Raw genomic sequence first — 17,629 nt, 5'->3', positions numbered from 1 at the left:
TCCGTCGTCAGTCGCGCGCCAGCAGGCGCGGGGCAAGCTCTTTGAGAGCGCGGCGATACACCTCGCGCTTGAATGTCACCACCTGGCCAAGCGGGTACCAATAACTGACCCAGCGCCAGCCATCGAACTCCGGTTTACCGGTCAAATCCATCCTCACGCGCTGTTCGTTGGATACCAGGCGCAAGAGAAACCACTTCTGCTTCTGGCCGATGCACAGCGGTTGGCTGTGGGTACGAACCAGGCGTTGGGGTAAACGATAACGCAACCAGCCGCGGGTGCAGGCAAGAATTTCAACATCTTGTCGCTCCAGCCCCACTTCTTCATTCAGCTCGCGGTACAAGGCCTCTTCCGGCGTCTCCTGAGGGTTGATGCCCCCCTGTGGAAACTGCCAGGCATCCTGATTGATACGACGAGCCCATAGCACCTGTCCGGCATCATTGGTCAGAATAATGCCGACATTGGGACGGAAACCATCGGGGTCGATCACGGCAGCAACCTCGCAAACGCATGTCTTTGCATTGTTCCACAAAGATCGTCAAGGCAGCAACGCACCCGCATACCTTATGTGCACTGTTGTGAAAAGTCCGTATTCTGTGGGCCTTTTCCGCTTTTTAGACGAGTAATTTCAATGCGCCTGGCTTTATTCGACCTCGACAATACCCTCCTTGGCGGCGACAGCGATCACGCCTGGGGCGATTACCTGTGCGAACGCGGCATCCTTGACCCGGTGGAATACAAGAACCGCAACGACGCGTTCTACCAGGACTACCTGGCCGGGCAGCTGAATTTGACCGATTACCTGAACTTCAGCCTGGAGATTCTGGCCACCACCGACATGGCGCAACTGGCTGAGTGGCATGCCGACTTCATGCGTGACTGCGTGGAACCGATCATCCTGCCCAAGGCCTTGGCGCTGTTGCAGCAGCACCGCGACGCGGGTGACAAGCTGATGATCATCACCGCCACCAACCGCTTCGTCACCGGCCCCATCGCCGAGCGCCTGGGTGTGGACACCTTGCTGGCCACTGAGTGCGAAATGGCCGACGGCCGCTACACCGGGCGCAGCACCGACGTGCCGTGCTTCCGCGAAGGCAAGGTGACGCGCTTGAATCGCTGGCTTGAGGAGAATGGTTTCGACCTGGAGGACAGCTACTTTTATAGCGACTCCATGAACGACCTGCCGTTGCTGGAGAAGGTGGCGCACCCGGTGGTGGTGGATGCTGACCCCAATCTGCTGGCTGAAGCCCAGCGCCGCGGCTGGAAGATCATGTCGCTGCGCGACTGATATACGACTCGACCTTTGTGGGAGCGGGCAGAGCCCGCTTCCACGGGGCCGGAGTTGTTCACACCGGCTTGGCGAGCATCAGCGCCAGGATGGCCACCAGCACCACCAGCGACACCCCCGCGAACACCACGCTGAACTTGCGCTGCTTCACCACCTGCACCTGGTTATAGGCCACGGCCGCCTGCCGCCAGCGAATGGTGCGGCGTACCAGCAGCAGAAATCCCGCCACGCCCACCACGTAGAGCACCGAGCCACCCAGCAGCCAGGTTTGCCCCAGCGGCCAGCCCACGGTGTGCATCATCCACCAGCCGGTGAACGGGAAGCTCGCCACGCTGATGCCCATGAGTATCCAGGCGAACAGCCATGGGCGTTGCAGGGTCTTGGCAAAGGCGGACTGGTCGCCCGCGCGCCAGCCACGCCAGGTCTGGAACAGCACCGCCGCCACGCTGCCCAGCAGCAGTGCGGTGGCAATGCCATGAAGCATTTTCAGCAGGCTCAGGGTTTCCATGGGGCAGCTCCTGTGCGGGTGTCGATGCTCTACAGCCTAGCAGTCAGCCCAGGAAGAGGCGGTAAGCCGGGTTGTCGGTCTCGTCCCAGAACGGATAGCCGATCTCGGTCAAGGCCGCTGCCACGTCTCCACGCTCCTGGGCAGGTACTTGCAGGCCCGCTACCACTCGGCCGTCGGCCGCACCGTGGTTGCGGTAATGGAACATGGAGATGTTCCAGCGCCCGCCCAACTTGTTGAGGAAGTTGAACAGCGCGCCCGGACGCTCGGGAAACTCGAAGCGCATGACCATCTCGTCGCTGACCTGCGCGGCATGGCCGCCGACCATGTGGCGAATGTGCAGCTTGGCCAGCTCGTTGTCGGTCAGGTCCAGCACCGGAAAGCCCTGCTCGGTCAGGCTGGCCACCAGGGCCGCGCGCGGGTCGGTGTCGGGGTGGGTCTGCACGCCAACGAAGATGTGCGCTTCGCGACCGGTGTGATAGCGGTAGTTGAACTCGGTGATCTGGCGCTTGCCAATGGCCTCGCAGAACGCCTTGAAGCTGCCCGGCTTCTCGGGGATGGTCACGGCGATGATGGCCTCGCGGCCCTCGCCCAGCTCGGCGCGCTCGGCCACATGGCGCAGGCGGTCGAAGTTGACGTTGGCGCCGGAGTCGATGGCCACCAGGGTCTGCCCGGTCACGCCGTACAGCTCCACGTACTTCTTGATGCCCGCCACGCCGAGGGCGCCGGCCGGTTCGGTGATCGAACGGGTGTCGTCGTAGATATCCTTGATGGCCGCGCAGATTTCGTCCGTGCTGACGGTGATCACTTCATCCACGTAGTCTTTGCAGATATCGAAGGTGTGCTGGCCAATCTGGGCCACGGCCACGCCGTCGGCGAATAGGCCGACGGTGGGCAGCACCACTCGCTCACCCGCAGCCATGGCCGCCTGCAGGCAGTTGGAGTCATCCGGTTCGACACCGATGACCTTGATGTCCGGGCGCAGGTACTTCACGTAGGCGGCGATGCCGGCGATCAGGCCGCCGCCGCCCACTGGCACGAAAATGGCGTCGAGCTGGCCCGGGTGCTGGCGCAGGATCTCCATGGCCACGGTGCCCTGGCCGGCAATGGTGTGGGGGTCATCGTAGGGATGGATGTAGACGTAACCCTTCTCGTCCACCAGCTTCAGCGAGTAGGCCAGCGCCTCGGGGAAGGAATCACCATGCAGAACCACCTTGCCGCCCCGAGAGCGCACGCCCTCGATCTTGATTTCGGGGGTGGTCTTGGGCATCACGATGGTGGCTTTCACGCCCATTTCCCGGGCGGCCAGCGCCAGCCCTTGGGCATGGTTGCCCGCCGAGGCGGTGACCACGCCGCGCGCACGCTCTTCGTCGCTCAACTGCGCCAGTTTATTGTAGGCGCCGCGAATCTTGAAGGAAAACACCGGCTGCAGGTCTTCGCGCTTGAGCAAAATACTGTTGCCAAGGCGTTTGGACAGCTGGCCGGCGGCCTGCAAGGGGGTTTCCACGGCTACGTCGTAGACGCGCGAGGTGAGGATCTTCTTAACGTACTGTTCGAGCATCGGAAGCATCACTGGCGGTTGAGCAAGACCTGCGAGTCTACCCCAGCGTTCCCGCCAAGGACCACAGCAAAGGGGTATAATGCCGCGCTTCCTCCCCGCTATTTTGTGCCCGCTCCGGAGCCCGCATGACCCAGGACCAACTCAAACAGGCCGTCGCCCAGGCTGCTGTCGACTTCATTTTGCCCAAGCTCGACGACAAGAGCATCGTCGGCGTCGGCACCGGCTCCACCGCCAACTGCTTCATCGACGCCCTGGCCCAGCACAAGGGTGCCTTCGACGGTGCCGTTGCCAGCTCCGAAGCCACCGCCGCGCGCCTGAAGGGCCATGGCATTCCGGTGTACGAACTGAACACCGTCAGCGACCTGGAGTTCTACGTGGACGGCGCCGATGAAAGCGACGCCAACCTGAACCTGATCAAGGGCGGTGGCGCAGCCCTGACCCGCGAGAAGATCGTCGCAGCCGTGGCCAAGACCTTCATCTGCATCGCCGACGCCAGCAAGCTGGTGCCGGTATTGGGCGCTTTCCCGCTGCCGGTGGAAGTCATTCCCATGGCCCGCAGCCACGTGGCTCGCCAGCTGGTGAAGCTGGGCGGCGACCCGGTGTACCGCGAAGGCGTGTTGACTGACAACGGCAACATCATCCTTGATGTGCACAACATGCAGATCACCGACCCGGTGGCCCTGGAAGCACAGATCAACGCCATTGTCGGCGTGGTCACCAACGGCCTGTTCGCCTCGCGCCCGGCCGACCTGTTGCTGCTGGGTACCCCGGAAGGCGTGAAAACCCTTACCCAGTAAGGTGATGCACTGGATTCCTGCAGGCGCGGACCGCGTCCGCGAAGGCCACCCCGCGCAGTGCCTGAAACACCGCGGGGTCTGGTTCGCAGACGCGGTCCGCGCCTACGCCTAGAGGGGTAGAGGCTGGTTTCAGAACTTGCGGAACACGTAGAACAGGTTCGGCTCGCTGACCATATAGATGGTCCCGCTTTCATCCATAGCAACGCCTTCGGCGCGCGGAATGGTGTCTTTCAGACCGTTCAGACCGCCCAGCAGGGTCATGAAGCTGACCTGCTTGCCGGTGGGGTCCAGCTCCAGCAGCATGTGCGAATCCGCCGACAGTACCAGCGTGTTGCCCGTGCGCGGGTCCACATCCAGCGCCGACAGGTTGCGCAGGTTCAGGGTGGTATAGGCCAGCTTGACCTTGTCGCCCTGCCATTTCCCCTGGTCATCGCTCTTGAGCGTGAACATCGCCGCCGGGCGCTCTTCGCCCAACAGAATCTGGCCCCGGCGCGGGTCCCAGGCAATGCCCTCGAAACCCTTGTTCTGGTTGGCCGAAGGGCCCAGGTCGAATTGTGGCCAGTCGGCCGCATTCAGCGCCTTGGTGTCCGGGGCCACCGTGACGACCGTCATCAAGTGCTCGCGTTCATCGGTGATCGCCATGCGCCCGCCGCCCAGGTAGGCCACGCCTTCCGGGTTGGCCCAACCATTGAGCGGCATTTTGCGCAGCACGTCGCCTTCAAGGTTCAGTTCCACCAGGAACGCGTGCTTGCCCATCACCGAGAACAGGGTCTTGGTGTCCGGGTTGTAGGTCAGGTCGGACGCCTCGTCGGTTTCCAGGCCAGTCATGGCCTTGCCGTCAATAAAGGCGTGGTAGTCAGGCAGCCACACCGAGGCATCGCGCTGGGCTTGCGGGGTCATGCGTTCTACCACCCACAGCTTGGCCCTGGCGTCCCAATGCATGATGGCGGCGATGGCATAGGCAGCCACGACAATGAACAGCCAGAAGTACCAGCGCCTGACCAGGCGCGCCTGGCGTTGAGGCGTTGGCGAAGGGGTAGAGGAGGACACGGCCATGCGATTTTTTCCCTGAACATGTGGCAAGCCCGGAGCGCTCACGGCGCAACAAGCAATTAGGCCGCATTATCCAAATGGCGTGTGAAAAAAAAGGCAAAAACCAGGCAAAAACCCGAAGCAACATGAAGTTGCCCCGGGGCTTGATTGACAATCAGCCGTTTGCCACGGTTTCAAAGCGGCTGGCGCCAGGCAGTTCCAGCACCAGCGCGTCACCCGGGTTCAGGGCGCCGACGCCGGCGGGGGTGCCGGTCAGGACCACATCGCCGGCCTGCAGCGAGAAGTGCGCGGCCATGTACTGGATCATCGGCACGATAGGGTTGAGCATCAGGTTGCTATTGCCGTCCTGCCGCACCTGGCCGTTGATGGTCAGGCGCACGGGGATGTCGGTCACGTCCGGGAACGTACCGGGAGCCACGAACGGCGCGATCACCGCCGCGCCATCGAACGACTTGGCCAGCTCCCACGGCAGGCCCTTTTCCTTGAGCTTGCTCTGCACATCGCGCAAGGTCAGGTCCAGCGCCGGGGCGAAACCGGAAATGGCATCCAGCACCTCTTCCTCGCTGGGGCGGGTGGACAGTGGTTTGCCCAGCAACACCGCGATTTCAGCCTCGTAATGCACCGAACCACGGTCGGTGGGAATCGTGAAGCCGCCTTCCACCGGCACCACGCAGCTACCCGGCTTGATGAACAGCAGCGGTTCGGTAGGCACCGGGTTGTTCAGCTCCTTGGCGTGCTCGGCATAGTTGCGGCCGATACACACCACCTTGCCCAGCGGGAAGTGGATGCGGGTACCGTCGACGTATTGATGCTGATAGCTCATGACCGACTCCTTATGTGATCAAACCGGAAAGATCTTGCCAGGGTTCATGATGCCGTTGGGGTCGAACACCGCCTTCATGGCTTTCATGTACTCGATTTCGACAGGCGAACGGCTGTAGTCCAGGTAGTCGCGCTTGACCAGGCCCACGCCGTGCTCGGCGGAGATCGAGCCGTTGTACTTCTGCACTGTCTCGAACACCGAGGTGTTCACCGATGCGCACCGGGCAAAGAACTCTTCCTTGCTAAGGTCCTCGGGCTTGAGGATGTTCAAATGCAGGTTGCCGTCACCGATGTGGCCGTACCACACCACTTCGAAGTCCGGGTAGCTTTCGCTGACGATCGCGTCAATATCCTTCAGGAACGCCGGCACCTGTGCCACGGTCACGGAAATATCGTTCTTGTAGGGCGTGCGGTGCGAGATGGTTTCGGAGATGTACTCGCGCAACTTCCACAGGTTGGCCAGTTGCTGCTCGCTCTGGCTCATGACCCCATCCACCACCCAGCCCTGCTCCACGCAGTGCTCGAACGTCGCCAACGCTTGGTTGGACACCTGCTCAGTGGTGGCCTCGAACTCCAACAGGGCATAAAACGGGCAGTCGGTGGCGAACGGCGGCGGCACGTCGCCACGGGCCATGACCTTGGCCAACGCCTTATCGGAAAAGAATTCGAAGGCCGTGAGGTCCAGCTTGCCCCGGAACGCGTGCAATACTGGCATGATGGAATCGAAATCAGGGGTACCCAGCACCATGGCGGTGAGGTTCCTGGGTGCCCGGTCCAGGCGCATGGTGGCTTCCACCACGAACCCCAGGGTGCCCTCGGCGCCGATGAACAGCTGGCGCAGATCGTAGCCGGTGGCGTTCTTGATCAGGTCTTTGTTCAGTTCCAGCACGTCGCCCTTGCCGGTCACCACTTTCAGCCCGGCCACCCAGTTGCGGGTCATGCCGTAGCGAATCACCTTGATCCCGCCGGCATTGGTACCGATGTTGCCGCCAATCTGGCTGGAACCGGAGGACGCGAAATCCACTGGGTAATACAGGTCGTGATCCTTGGCCAGGTTCTGCAGCTGCCTGGTGACCACGCCCGGCTGGCACACCACGGTCCGATCAACGGTATCCACGGCGCCGATCCGGTTCATGTAGTCGAACGACACGACTACTTCGCCATTGGCAGCCACGGCCGCTGCCGACAGGCCGGTGCGGCCGCCCGAAGGCACCAGCGCAACCTTGTGGGTATTGGCCCAACGCACGATGGCCTGAACCTGCTCGATGGTCTTGGGGAATACGATTGCACTGGGGGCCGGGGCGAATTGTTTCGTCCAGTCCTTGCCATAAGCCTCGAGAGAAGCGGCGTCGGTGAGTACCTTGCCGGGGTCAACCAGGGTGTGAAGCTCTTCAAGAAGCGCAGAATGGGTCATCGCGGGAACTCTCGAACTATTCATAGTCACCCTGAGCACACTTCACGTCCCAGGGATGGGCTTATCAAGGGGGGGATATGCTAGCATACGCCCCCCCGCTAATCGTGCTTCCGGCCGATCCGCGACCGCTTCACTTCCTGCCATTTTTTCTCCGGGACACAGGTTTACGCAGATGAGCAAGACTTCTCTCGATAAGAGCAAGATCAAGTTCCTTCTCCTCGAAGGCGTCCACCAATCCGCCGTCGACGTCCTCAAGGCCGCCGGTTACTCGAACATCGAGTACCACATCAAGGCGCTGCCCGAGGCCGAGCTGAAGGAAAAGATTGCCGATGCACACTTCATCGGTATCCGCTCCCGCACCCAGCTGACCGAAGAGCTCTTCGACTGCGCGAAAAAGCTGGTTGCCGTTGGTTGCTTCTGCATCGGCACTAACCAGGTTGACCTGGACGCGGCCCGCGAGCGCGGCATCGCCGTGTTCAACGCCCCGTACTCCAACACCCGTTCGGTAGCCGAACTGGTGCTGGCCGAGGCCATCCTGCTGCTGCGCGGCATCCCCGAGAAGAACGCTTCCTGCCACCGTGGTGGCTGGATCAAGAGCGCGGCCAACTCCTTCGAAATCCGTGGCAAGAAGCTGGGCATCGTCGGCTACGGCTCGATCGGTACCCAACTGTCGGTACTGGCCGAAGGCCTGGGCATGCAGGTGTTCTTCTACGACACCATCACCAAGCTGCCGCTGGGCAACGCCACGCAAGTGGCCAGCCTGACCGAGCTGCTGGGCATGTCCGACATCGTCTCGCTGCATGTGCCAGAAACCGCCGCCACCCAGTGGATGATGGGCGAGAAGGAAATCCGTGCCATCAAGAAAGGCGGCATCCTGATCAACGCCGCTCGTGGCACCGTGGTCGAGCTCGACCACCTGGCAGCCGCCATCAAGGACAAGCACTTGATCGGCGCAGCCATCGACGTGTTCCCGGTGGAGCCTCGCTCCAACGACGACATCTTCGAAAGCCCGCTGCGTGGCCTGGACAACGTGATCCTGACCCCGCACATCGGCGGTTCCACCGCCGAAGCCCAGGCCAACATCGGCCTGGAAGTGGCCGAGAAGCTGGTCAAGTACAGCGACAACGGTACCTCGGTATCGTCGGTCAACTTCCCTGAAGTGGCCCTGCCGGCTCACCCAGGCAAGCACCGCCTGCTGCACATCCACGAGAACATTCCGGGCGTGCTGAGCGAGATCAACAAGGTCTTCGCCGAAAACGGCATCAACATCTCGGGTCAGTTCCTGCAGACCAACGAGAAAGTGGGTTATGTGGTGATCGACGTCGACGCCGAGTACTCTGACCTGGCGCAAGAGAAGCTGCAGACCATCAACGGCACCATTCGTAGCCGCGTGCTGTTCTAAGCGGCTTGGCGCAATGAAAAAGGGAGGCCTTCGGGCCTCCCTTTTTCGTTTGTGCAGACGGCTTATTTCACGGTGACGGTAATCTTCTTCGATTCAACCGCCGGTTTGAACGGCACGTGGAAGCGGTCGGCCAGCAGCAGTTGCAGGGTGTGCTTGCCGGGCGTCAGGGTCAGGGTGGTTTCGGTCTGGGCCTTGCCGAAGTGCAGGATATGGTCGGTGACAGGCAGCGGCTGGTCGGCTGGCGGCTGTTGGTCGACATCAACCAGCAAATGGTGGTGGCCGGTGCCGGGGGTCGGATCACCAGCCGGCGCCAGCTTCATGCCCTCGATGCCGAATTTGACCGTGAAGGTCTTGTCGACGGTGGCGCCGTCTTTCGGCGAAACGATGAACACCTTGGCGTCGGCGGGCGCTTCGACGCTTTTCAGGTCGTCGGCGGTTGCCAGCAGCGAGGCGCCCATCAGCAGCCCGGCAACGGCGGCGCGGGAAAAGAGAGATTTCATCGGGGTCTCCAGGGAAACGTTTCTGGTTTTGTCTGGAGATACCTTAGACCACTTTGCCCGACCAATGCGCTCTGGAATGCGCCTGGCAGCGCATCTTTCATCCTGCACTCACTTTGGAGCTGTCGCCAGGCTGCGAAGGCCCGCAGAGCGGGCCTGCGATCGACATCAAACCACCGAAAGCCCTGCGAACCTTTTCGCAACCTTGCGGCAGCCCGCACCAACCTCACACAGGACAATCGCAGTCAAAGGGCTTGCAGGGCTTCGGCGGCTTCGGCGAGTTGCAATTCGCTGAACACCTGCACGCCTTCGCGGCGCAGTAGCGCCGCCGTCACGCCCTCGCCTGTGACCTTGGTGGCGGTGAAGGTGCCGTCATAGGTCAACAGGTTGCCGCACGACGGGCTGTTGGCCTTGAGCACCGCGACACGAATACCGTGGCGACGCACGGCCTCCAGCGCAAGCTCGGCTCCGCGCACAAAGGCCTCGGTGAAGTCCTCACCCGCCTCGGTCAGCACCAGTGCCTTGCCCTCGAGCACCTGCACGCCCTGCCCACCCGGAATCTCCGCTGCCGGGCGCGGGGTAGGCAAGCCACCGGCCACTTCCGGGCAAAGGCCCACCACGCGGCCTTCGGCCAGCCACAGGTCCAGTTGATCGAAAGGGCCACTGGCGCCGCCGTCATAACGTACGCGGTGGCCCAGCAGGCAGCGGCTGACCAGAATCTTGTGCATATCAGAACGGCTCGTTGCCGCGGCGGCGGAACCAGCCTGTCAACGACAGGCGATCACGCATGGCCGGCAGAACTTCATGAGGCACCTCGCCAGACAGGAACACCACCAGGCAGCCACCGGTCGGCGCCACATCGTGTTCACGGTCCTGTTCAAGGTACATGCGCAGTTGGCCGCCGTGCTCCGGCAACCAGCCATCGTTCAAGTACAGCACCGCCGAGACCATGCGCTTGTCGTCATCGCGAAAGCGGTCCACATGCTTAAGGTAAAACGCCCCTGGCGGGTACAACGCGAAATGGCACTCGAAATCCTCAAGCCCCAGAAACAAGCCACGGTTGAGCGCTTCACGAAGGGTGTCCATCAGCGCCAGGTACTGGTCGCATGGCGCTGACTCGCCAGGCTCCAGCCACTGGATGCGATCACCGCGTATGCCTTCACGAATTTCCTGCGCAGGGCCGCGCCCCACGGCCGCAGGCGCCAGCTCGCCCTGGGCCGCACGCTGGCGGCACTCGGCGGCAAGCTCGGTGGTCAGAGCCTGTGGCAGGAAGATGTCCTGCTGCGACCAGCCACGCTCGGCCAAGTCGTCGACAATTCGTAACATCAGAGGATGATCAGAGGATATTTGCATGCCGCGCATAGTATCCATGTGCCCGGGAAACGGACAGAGCCACTTGGTCGGCAGGCGACAGCACGTCGATTATCTTGTGGCCACTGATACGAATTCTCGACAAAGCCCCGCCTTGCCAAGGACAATGGCGGCCTGCCGACAGGAGTCCCTGATGCGCCGTTTGTTTTTCCTTTTGATCATGTGCTGCGCCCTGCCTGCGTGGGCAGACAGTCACGACCAGCTGTACAAGGTCGCCGGCTGGCCAGAGCAGCGCGCGCATTTTACCGACGCACTGAAAGCAGCCCAGCAACGCTATCAGAACAGCCTGCCGCCAGCGGTATTCCAGGCCCTGGTCAACAACAGTGACCAGCGTTTCGCCCCGCAGGCCATGGACCAGCGCGCCGAAGCGCGGCTGCGCCAGACCCTGGCCGACCCCAACCCGGCGCTGGCCTTCTTCCAGTCACCGCTGGGCCACAAGGTGGTGGCCGCCGAACTGCTGGCCACGCGTCGCGACCAGTTGGCAAAGAATGCCCAGGGCCTGCCACACATGGAGGCCAGCGACACCCGCGCCCTGATCATCGGCCACCTGTCCCGCGCCCTGCCGGCGCGCGAAGCGGGCGCCGAAGTCAGCCTGGCCATCGCCGGCGTGGCAGCCGACAGCCTCAGCCAGATGATTCCGGGCCTGCTGGGCAGCGAACAGGCCCAAGGCATGCTCGACGGCCAGCGCCAGCGGCTGATGGCCCAGATTGGCACCGAGATGGACAACACCTTGCTGTACGTCTATCGCGACCTGTCTGACCCTGAGCTGGAAGAATTCGCCAACTTCGCCGAATCCCCCGAAGGCAAGGCCTACTACCAGGCCGCCCTGGCCGCCGTGCGCGCCAGCCTGGCGGTGGGCCAGAGCACGTCGAGCCTCAAAGGTCACTGACATCCTCTAGCGGGCCCGCCGTACGGACCTTCGCAGCCTGGCGGCTCCTGGCGATAGCGATTACAGCCTGGAATCAACAAAAGCGAAATAGCGCTCGCGGATCGATTCCACTTCGTTGGCCAGGTGGTGCCTGGCGCCCGGCAACATCAGCACCTGGGGCGCCAGGAACTTGCTTTGCAGCACGCTGAGGTTGTGTTCCCAGTCCACGGTCATGTCGTCGTCACCCTGGATGATCAGCGGCGAGCGCGGGCAGTGGGGCGCGCCTTCGATGCGCGGTATCCAGTTCTTCAGCGCGCCCACCCAGGCGGTGGGCAGGCGAACGGGTTGCAGCGGATCGGTTTGCAGGAAGGGCATGAAGTCCGGGTCGTTGGTGTTTTCGCTGAAGCGCCGGGCGATGCCGCTGACGAACGGGCTGAGCAGCCGATAGCTGACCTGCGACCAGCCCCAGCCGCGTGGACGCACCAGCGGCGCCAGCAAGATGGAATGGCCTTGGGCCGGGCTGTCGAGGCCGTGATAAAGCAGGTGGTCGAGCACAATCGCCCCACCTGTGCTTTGCCCCAACAGGTGCCAGGGCTGCGGCAGGCCAATGCTCTGCGCTTCGGCGAACAGGCCATGCAGCGCCGCCTGGTAGTCCTCGAAGTCGTCGATGCGCGCGCGCTCGCCGCTGGACAGGCCATGGCCGGGCAGGTCCGCCGAAATCACTGCAAAACCGTGGTCCAGGGCCCATCGAATCACGTGCCGGTACAGGCCCATGTGGTCGTAGAAGCCATGCAGCAGGAACAGCGTGGCCACTGGCTCAGGCGGCAGCCACACCTGGCTGACCAGCTCGTAGCCAACGGCTTCGAAACGCCCCAGCCAGGTCTGGCAAGGCAGATCAATGGCGTAGAAGCGCTGATAGGCCTGGGCCTCTGCAGACAGTGGCTGGCGCGACGCCAGGGGCTTGAGGCCGGCGCGAAGCGCATCCGGCCTGAATGGTGCGGGCATAAAGTCTCGCAGTCGAAAGCGAATAAACACAACGTCGATATTCTTCTGTATGGCCGGGCATGGCAAGCTAGGCGTCCAGTTCCGGACCGAGCCTTTATGCCTGCTTCGCACCGCAAAGTCGTTTTTCTCAGTGCGCTGGCGTTTTTCTGCGCGGGCACACTGTGGCTGTCATATGACTGGTTCGAGTCCCGTTATATCCGCGCGTTCAGCGAGCACGCGACGCTGTTCCAGGGTGACGCCCTCAAGCTGCCGGATGCCCTCGCAGGGCCGGGCCCCATTCGCCTGGTGCACTTCTGGGACCCGGCCTGCCCGTGCAACGTGGCCAACCAGCAGCACCTGTCCGAGCTTGAGGCGAACTTCACCGCCCGGGGCGTCAGCTTCTACTCCGTGCAAAAACCCGACAGCAACGGCCAACTGCCCGCCAACCTGGGCAGTTTCAAGCACCTTGCCAGCCTGGTCGGCAGCCAGGAGATCCCGGCCAGCCCGGCCGTGGCCATCTTCGACCAGAAAGGCCAGCTCGCCTATTTCGGCCCTTACAGCGAAGGCGCCACCTGCAACTCGAGCAACAGCTTTATCGAGCCGGTGCTCAATGCGCTGCTGGCCGGCCGCAAAGTCGACGCCACCCATACCCTGGCGGTGGGCTGTTACTGTCCTTGGGCTGAAAAGTAATCCAATCCTGTCGATGGCCTTTCTGCCATCGAGTCTTCACTTGCCCAACGCCTGCATGTCCGCCACTGTTCCTGTCGCGAAAAAGAACAACAGGGCCCCCCGATGAAACGCAGCCTCACCGTCCTCGCCGTGCTCATTGCCGCCGCCGCGGCAGGCGGCGCCTGGTACCTCCACGGCAAGCAGCCCCAGCGCAGCGGCGAAATAACCCTCGGGCACCTGCAGCAACCTGTCAGCGTTCGCTATGACGACCGCGGCGTGCCGCACATCCAGGCCGGCAACCAGCAGGACATGTACCGCGTCTTGGGCTACGTGCAGGCCCAGGACCGGCTGTTCCAGATGGAAATCATGCGCCGCCTGGCTCGTGGCGAACTGGCCGAGGTGCTGGGGCCCAAGCTGGTGCCTACCGATACGCTGTTGCGCAGCCTGCGCATTCGCGAACAGGCCGACGTATACGTGGCTCGGCAGGACAAGCAATCCCCCGCCTGGCAGGCTCTGCAGGCCTACCTGGACGGCATCAACCAGTACCAGGCCACTCACCCGCGTCCTATTGAGTTTGACGTGCTGGGCATCAAGCCACGGCCGTTCACCGCGCAGGACACCTTCAGCGTCGCCGGCTACATGGCCTACAGCTTCGCAGCGGCGTTCCGCACCGAGCCGCTGCTGACCTACGTACGCGACCAACTGGGCCCCGATTACCTGAAGATCTTCGACATCGCCTGGCACCCCCAAGGCGTGCTGCCGCTGGCCGAGGACGACTGGAAGAGCCTGAACAGCGTGGCCCGGCTGAGCCAGCATGCGCTTGAGCAGGCTGGCTTGCCGCAGTTCGAAGGCAGCAACGCCTGGGTGATTTCTGGTGCGCGCACGGCCAGTGGCAAACCCATCCTGGCGGGCGATCCGCACATCCGCTTTTCGGTCCCGGCGGTATGGTACGAGGCGCAACTGTCTGCACCGGGCTTCCAGCTGTATGGCTACCACCAGCCGCTTAACCCGTTCGCGGCCCTGGGCCAGAACATGGATTTCGGCTGGAGCCTGACCATGTTCCAGAACGACGACCTGGACCTGGTAGCCGAGAAGGTCAACCCGGCCAACCCCAACCAGGTCTGGTACCACGGCCAGTGGGCAGACATGCAGGCCACCACGCAGCAGATCGCCGTCAAGGGCGAGCCGCCGGTGACCCTCACCCTGCGCCGCTCGCCCCACGGCCCGATCATCAATGACGTGCTGGGCAAGGTCGCGCCTTCCACGCCCATTGCCATGTGGTGGTCGTTCCTGGAATCGGAAAACCCGATCCTGCAAGGCTTCTACGAGATCAACCGGGCCGACACCCTGGACAAGATGCGCAACGCCGCAGCCAAGGTACAGTCGCCAGGCCTGAACCTGGTGTGGGCCAACGCCCGCGGCGATATCGGCTGGTGGGCGGCGGCTCAGTTGCCGATCCGGCCCGACGGCGTACAGCCGATGTTCATTCTCGATGGCAGTGGCCCTGACGCCGACAAGCTGGGCTTTTACCCGTTCAGCACCAACCCCCACGAAGAGAACCCGGCTCGCGGGTTTATTGTCTCGGCCAACTTCCAGCCACTGGCGCCCACCGGCATGGCGATACCGGGCTATTACAACCTGGCTGACCGTGGCCAACAGCTATTCAGCCAGCTCAACGACGCCAGCGTGAAGTGGACCGCCCAGAACACCCAAGCGCTGCAACTGGGCACCCGCACCGGCTACGCCCAGCGCGTGCTCACGCCGTTACTGCCGGTATTGCGCCAAGTGGTCACCGACCCGGGCGAGAAAGCCTTGGTGGAGCAACTGGCGCAATGGAAAGGCGACTACCCGCTGGACTCCACCAGCGCCACGCTGTTCAACGAGTTCCTGTACGACCTGACCTACGCGGCCATGCACGACGAACTGGGTAACGCCATGTTCGAGACCCTGCTGTCCACCCGCGACCTGGACAGCGCCCTGCCGCGCCTGGCGGCCGACCCCGACTCGCCCTGGTGGGATGACCGCAGTTCACCGCCCCACGAGGGCCGCGCCGAAATCGTACGCATGGCCTGGCGTACCACCCTTGAACACCTCAGGAGCGCACTGGGCAATGACCCTGCGCAATGGCAATGGGGCAAGGCCCACACCCTCACCCATGAGCACCCGTTGGGCATGCAGCAACCGCTGGACAGGCTGTTCAACGTCGGCCCGTTTGCCGCCCCAGGCAGCCATGAAGTGCCCAACAACCAGTCGGCGAAGCTGGGCCCGGCCCCGTGGAAAGTCAGCTACGGACCATCGACCCGGCGCATCATCGATTTCGCCGACCCGGCGCATGCGCTGACCATCAACCCGGTAGGGCAAAGCGGCGTGCTGTTTGACGCCCATTACGGCGACCAGGCGAAGGATTACATCGAGGGCAAGTACCGGCAGGTACTGATGCAGGAAGGGGATGTGGCGAAGGGAACGGTGAGCACCTTGAACGTGGTGCCCGGCCCCTGAAAAACCGTGGGAGCGGGCTCTGCCCGCGAAAAACACGCGGCGGTGTATCTGAACACGCGCGGTATGCTTTTCGCGGGCAGGGCCCGCTCCCACAAGGTCAGGCGTTACGCAGCCACCGGCTCCTGCGCCCGACGCGGATCAGGCTGTTTCCAGCCGTCGGCCGCGGCTTCTTCGATCGCAGTCTGAATGGCGCGCTTGCGGCGCTCTTCGTTGCGGCGAGTGAAGTACCAGACCAGGAAGGTCACGATCGACACCGACAGCAGGATCAGGCTGGCCACCGCGTTGATCTCTGGCTTCACGCCCAGGCGCACGGCCGAGAACACTTCCATCGGCAGGGTCGTGGAACCGGGGCCCGACACAAAGCTGGCCAGTACCAGGTCATCCAGCGACAGGGCGAACGACATCATGCCGCCGGCTGCCAGCGAAGGCGCAATCATCGGGATGGTGATCAGCATGAACACCTTCCAGGGACGCGCGCCCAGGTCCATGGCCGCCTCTTCGATGGACAGGTCCAGCTCGCGCAGGCGGGCCGACACCACCACCGCCACATACGCGGCGCAGAACGTGGTGTGGGCGATCCAGATGGTGACAATACCGCGCTCTTCAGGCCAGCCCAGGGACTGGGCCATGGCCACGAACAGCAACAGCAGCGACAGACCGGTGATCACCTCGGGCATTACCAGCGGCGCGGTAACAAGGCCGCCGAACAGCGTGCGGCCCTTGAAGCGGGTGACGCGGGTCAGCACGAACGCTGCCAGGGTACCCAGGGCCACCGCGGCGATGGCGGTGTAGCAGGCAATTTCCAGCGAACGGGCCACCGAGCCCATCAGCTGGGTGTTGTCCACCAGGCCCACGTACCACTTCACCGACCAGCCGCCCCACACCGTTACCAGCTTGGAGGCGTTGAACGAGTAGATCACCAGGATGACCATGGGCATGTAGATGAACAACAGGCCCAGTACCAGCATTAGCTTGGAAAAACTGAAACGCTTCATGCCTTGCCCTCCATCTCTTTGGCCTGGCTACGGTTGAAGAGCAGGATCGGCACGATCAGGATGGCCAGCATCACTACCGCCAGGGCCGAAGCCACCGGCCAGTCACGGTTGTTGAAGAACTCTTGCCACAGCACGCGACCGATCATCAGGGTTTCCGGGCCACCCAGCAGTTCGGGAATCACGAACTCGCCCACCACCGGAATGAACACCAGCATGCAGCCGGCGATGATGCCGTTCTTGGACAGCGGAATAGTGATTTTCCAAAAGCTGTTGAAGGTGCTCGAACCCAGGTCCGATGCGGCTTCCAGCAGGCTCTCGTCGTGTTTCACCAGGTTGGCGAACAGCGGCAGGATCATGAACGGCAGGTACGAATAGACCACGCCGATGTACACCGCAAGGTTGGTGTTGAGGATCTGCAGCGGCTGGTCGATCAGGCCGGTCCACATCAGGAACGCGTTGAGCAGGCCGTTGTTGCTGAGAATGCCCATCCAGGCATAGACGCGGATCAGGATCGCGGTCCAGGTCGGCATCATGATCAGCAGCAACAGGACGGTCTGCGCTTCTTTCTTGGCGCGGGCAATGGCGTAGGCCATCGGATAGCCGATCACCAGGCACAACAGCGTGCTGAAGAAGGCCATCTTCAGGGAACCCAGGTATGCCGAGATGTACAGGTCATCGTCACCCAGCATTGCGTAGTTGCCCAGGTTGAGCAGCAACTGGATCTTCTGGTCGACGAAGGTATAGATCTGGGTATACGGAGGAATCGCCACGTCCGCTTCAGCAAAACTGATCTTCAAGACGATGAAGAACGGCAGCATGAAGAACATGAATAGCCACAGGAACGGCACGCCAATCACGAACTGGCGGCCACCGGGAATTATTCGTTGCAAGGCACGGGTCAGTTTCT

Annotated in this window: 18 protein-coding genes; 6 read left to right on the top strand and 12 right to left on the bottom strand. The window is 62.7% G+C overall.

What is annotated here, in order from left to right:
• Positions 1 to 7: 7 nt before the first annotated feature.
• Positions 8 to 487, bottom strand: coding sequence for an RNA pyrophosphohydrolase (locus PMM47T1_RS00615; protein ID WP_008364786.1), 480 nt, complete (start codon positions 485 to 487; stop codon positions 8 to 10).
• Positions 488 to 628: 141 nt separating this feature from the next.
• On the opposite strand from PMM47T1_RS00615, the gene PMM47T1_RS00610 reads away from it, so the two are divergent.
• Entirely contained in the window at positions 629 to 1,285 is a 657-nt protein-coding gene (locus PMM47T1_RS00610) for an HAD family hydrolase (RefSeq protein ID WP_008364785.1), read from the top strand.
• 58 nt (positions 1,286 to 1,343) lie between these two features.
• Here the strand turns inward: PMM47T1_RS00610 and PMM47T1_RS00605 are convergent, their stop codons facing one another.
• Together PMM47T1_RS00605 and ilvA are read right to left on the bottom strand one after the other, a co-directional pair.
• A complete protein-coding gene (locus tag PMM47T1_RS00605; RefSeq protein WP_008364782.1) occupies positions 1,344 to 1,793 on the bottom strand; it encodes a DUF2269 domain-containing protein in 450 nt (149 codons plus the stop codon).
• Between the two features lie 43 nt (positions 1,794 to 1,836).
• Positions 1,837 to 3,351 carry a threonine ammonia-lyase, biosynthetic gene (gene ilvA / locus PMM47T1_RS00600; protein ID WP_008364780.1) on the bottom strand — a complete coding sequence of 505 codons (1,515 nt, stop codon included), beginning with the start codon at positions 3,349 to 3,351 and terminating at the stop codon, positions 1,837 to 1,839.
• Positions 3,352 to 3,476: 125 nt separating this feature from the next.
• On the opposite strand from ilvA, the gene rpiA reads away from it, so the two are divergent.
• On the top strand, positions 3,477 to 4,148 hold the full coding sequence (gene rpiA / locus PMM47T1_RS00595; RefSeq protein WP_008364778.1) for a ribose-5-phosphate isomerase RpiA: 672 nt from the start codon (positions 3,477 to 3,479) through the stop codon (positions 4,146 to 4,148).
• 129 nt (positions 4,149 to 4,277) lie between these two features.
• On the opposite strand, the gene PMM47T1_RS00590 is transcribed toward rpiA, so the two are convergent.
• From PMM47T1_RS00590 to PMM47T1_RS00580, 3 genes are all read right to left on the bottom strand, one after another.
• Positions 4,278 to 5,204 (bottom strand): SdiA-regulated domain-containing protein, encoded by a 927-nt coding sequence (locus tag PMM47T1_RS00590; RefSeq protein ID WP_008364776.1) that lies wholly within the window; start codon positions 5,202 to 5,204, stop codon positions 4,278 to 4,280.
• A gap of 151 nt (positions 5,205 to 5,355) precedes the next feature.
• Positions 5,356 to 6,024 (bottom strand): fumarylacetoacetate hydrolase family protein, encoded by a 669-nt coding sequence (locus PMM47T1_RS00585; RefSeq protein WP_008364774.1) that lies wholly within the window; start codon positions 6,022 to 6,024, stop codon positions 5,356 to 5,358.
• A gap of 18 nt (positions 6,025 to 6,042) precedes the next feature.
• Positions 6,043 to 7,437, bottom strand: a complete 1,395-nt coding sequence (locus PMM47T1_RS00580) for an FAD-binding oxidoreductase (RefSeq protein ID WP_008364770.1) — start codon at positions 7,435 to 7,437, stop codon at positions 6,043 to 6,045.
• A 172-nt stretch (positions 7,438 to 7,609) separates the two neighbouring features.
• On the opposite strand from PMM47T1_RS00580, the gene serA reads away from it, so the two are divergent.
• The gene (gene serA / locus PMM47T1_RS00575; RefSeq protein WP_008364769.1) at positions 7,610 to 8,839 is read left to right on the top strand and encodes a phosphoglycerate dehydrogenase; all 1,230 of its coding nucleotides are present in this window, start codon (positions 7,610 to 7,612) and stop codon (positions 8,837 to 8,839) included.
• Positions 8,840 to 8,901: 62 nt separating this feature from the next.
• Here serA and PMM47T1_RS00570 read toward each other — a convergent pair whose 3' ends face one another.
• From PMM47T1_RS00570 to PMM47T1_RS00560, 3 genes are all read right to left on the bottom strand, one after another.
• Positions 8,902 to 9,339: a DUF4399 domain-containing protein gene (locus PMM47T1_RS00570; RefSeq protein ID WP_008364767.1), complete on the bottom strand. Its 438-nt coding sequence runs from the start codon at positions 9,337 to 9,339 to the stop codon at positions 8,902 to 8,904.
• Between the two features lie 242 nt (positions 9,340 to 9,581).
• Positions 9,582 to 10,064, bottom strand: coding sequence for a DUF523 domain-containing protein (locus tag PMM47T1_RS00565; protein ID WP_008364765.1), 483 nt, complete (start codon positions 10,062 to 10,064; stop codon positions 9,582 to 9,584).
• 1 nt (position 10,065) lies between these two features.
• Complete coding sequence (locus PMM47T1_RS00560) at positions 10,066 to 10,698, bottom strand: 2OG-Fe(II) oxygenase (RefSeq protein ID WP_043300593.1); 633 nt, start codon at positions 10,696 to 10,698, stop codon at positions 10,066 to 10,068.
• Positions 10,699 to 10,840: 142 nt separating this feature from the next.
• On the opposite strand from PMM47T1_RS00560, the gene PMM47T1_RS00555 reads away from it, so the two are divergent.
• On the top strand, positions 10,841 to 11,596 hold the full coding sequence (locus tag PMM47T1_RS00555; RefSeq protein ID WP_008364761.1) for a DUF2059 domain-containing protein: 756 nt from the start codon (positions 10,841 to 10,843) through the stop codon (positions 11,594 to 11,596).
• Positions 11,597 to 11,656: 60 nt separating this feature from the next.
• On the opposite strand, the gene PMM47T1_RS00550 is transcribed toward PMM47T1_RS00555, so the two are convergent.
• Positions 11,657 to 12,580: an alpha/beta hydrolase gene (locus PMM47T1_RS00550; protein WP_008364759.1), complete on the bottom strand. Its 924-nt coding sequence runs from the start codon at positions 12,578 to 12,580 to the stop codon at positions 11,657 to 11,659.
• Between the two features lie 96 nt (positions 12,581 to 12,676).
• Between PMM47T1_RS00550 and PMM47T1_RS00545 the strand changes: the two genes are divergently transcribed.
• Positions 12,677 to 13,249: a DUF6436 domain-containing protein gene (locus PMM47T1_RS00545; protein ID WP_008364757.1), complete on the top strand. Its 573-nt coding sequence runs from the start codon at positions 12,677 to 12,679 to the stop codon at positions 13,247 to 13,249.
• A gap of 102 nt (positions 13,250 to 13,351) precedes the next feature.
• The gene (locus PMM47T1_RS00540) at positions 13,352 to 15,727 is read left to right on the top strand and encodes a penicillin acylase family protein (protein WP_008364756.1); all 2,376 of its coding nucleotides are present in this window, start codon (positions 13,352 to 13,354) and stop codon (positions 15,725 to 15,727) included.
• A gap of 104 nt (positions 15,728 to 15,831) precedes the next feature.
• Here PMM47T1_RS00540 and PMM47T1_RS00535 read toward each other — a convergent pair whose 3' ends face one another.
• Together PMM47T1_RS00535 and PMM47T1_RS00530 are read right to left on the bottom strand one after the other, a co-directional pair.
• Positions 15,832 to 16,722, bottom strand: a complete 891-nt coding sequence (locus PMM47T1_RS00535) for an ABC transporter permease subunit (protein WP_008364755.1) — start codon at positions 16,720 to 16,722, stop codon at positions 15,832 to 15,834.
• Positions 16,719 to 17,600 (bottom strand): ABC transporter permease subunit, encoded by an 882-nt coding sequence (locus tag PMM47T1_RS00530; protein WP_177323352.1) that lies wholly within the window; start codon positions 17,598 to 17,600, stop codon positions 16,719 to 16,721. Before PMM47T1_RS00530 ends, PMM47T1_RS00535 begins: the two co-directional genes overlap by 4 nt.
• Between the last annotated feature and the right edge of the window lie 29 nt (positions 17,601 to 17,629).

This window comes from Pseudomonas sp. M47T1 (assembly GCF_000263855.1).
Classification (GTDB): Bacteria; Pseudomonadota; Gammaproteobacteria; order Pseudomonadales; family Pseudomonadaceae; genus Aquipseudomonas.
The sequence above is the reverse complement of the archived record's forward strand: the minus strand, read 5'-3'. Positions and strand labels throughout refer to the sequence as shown.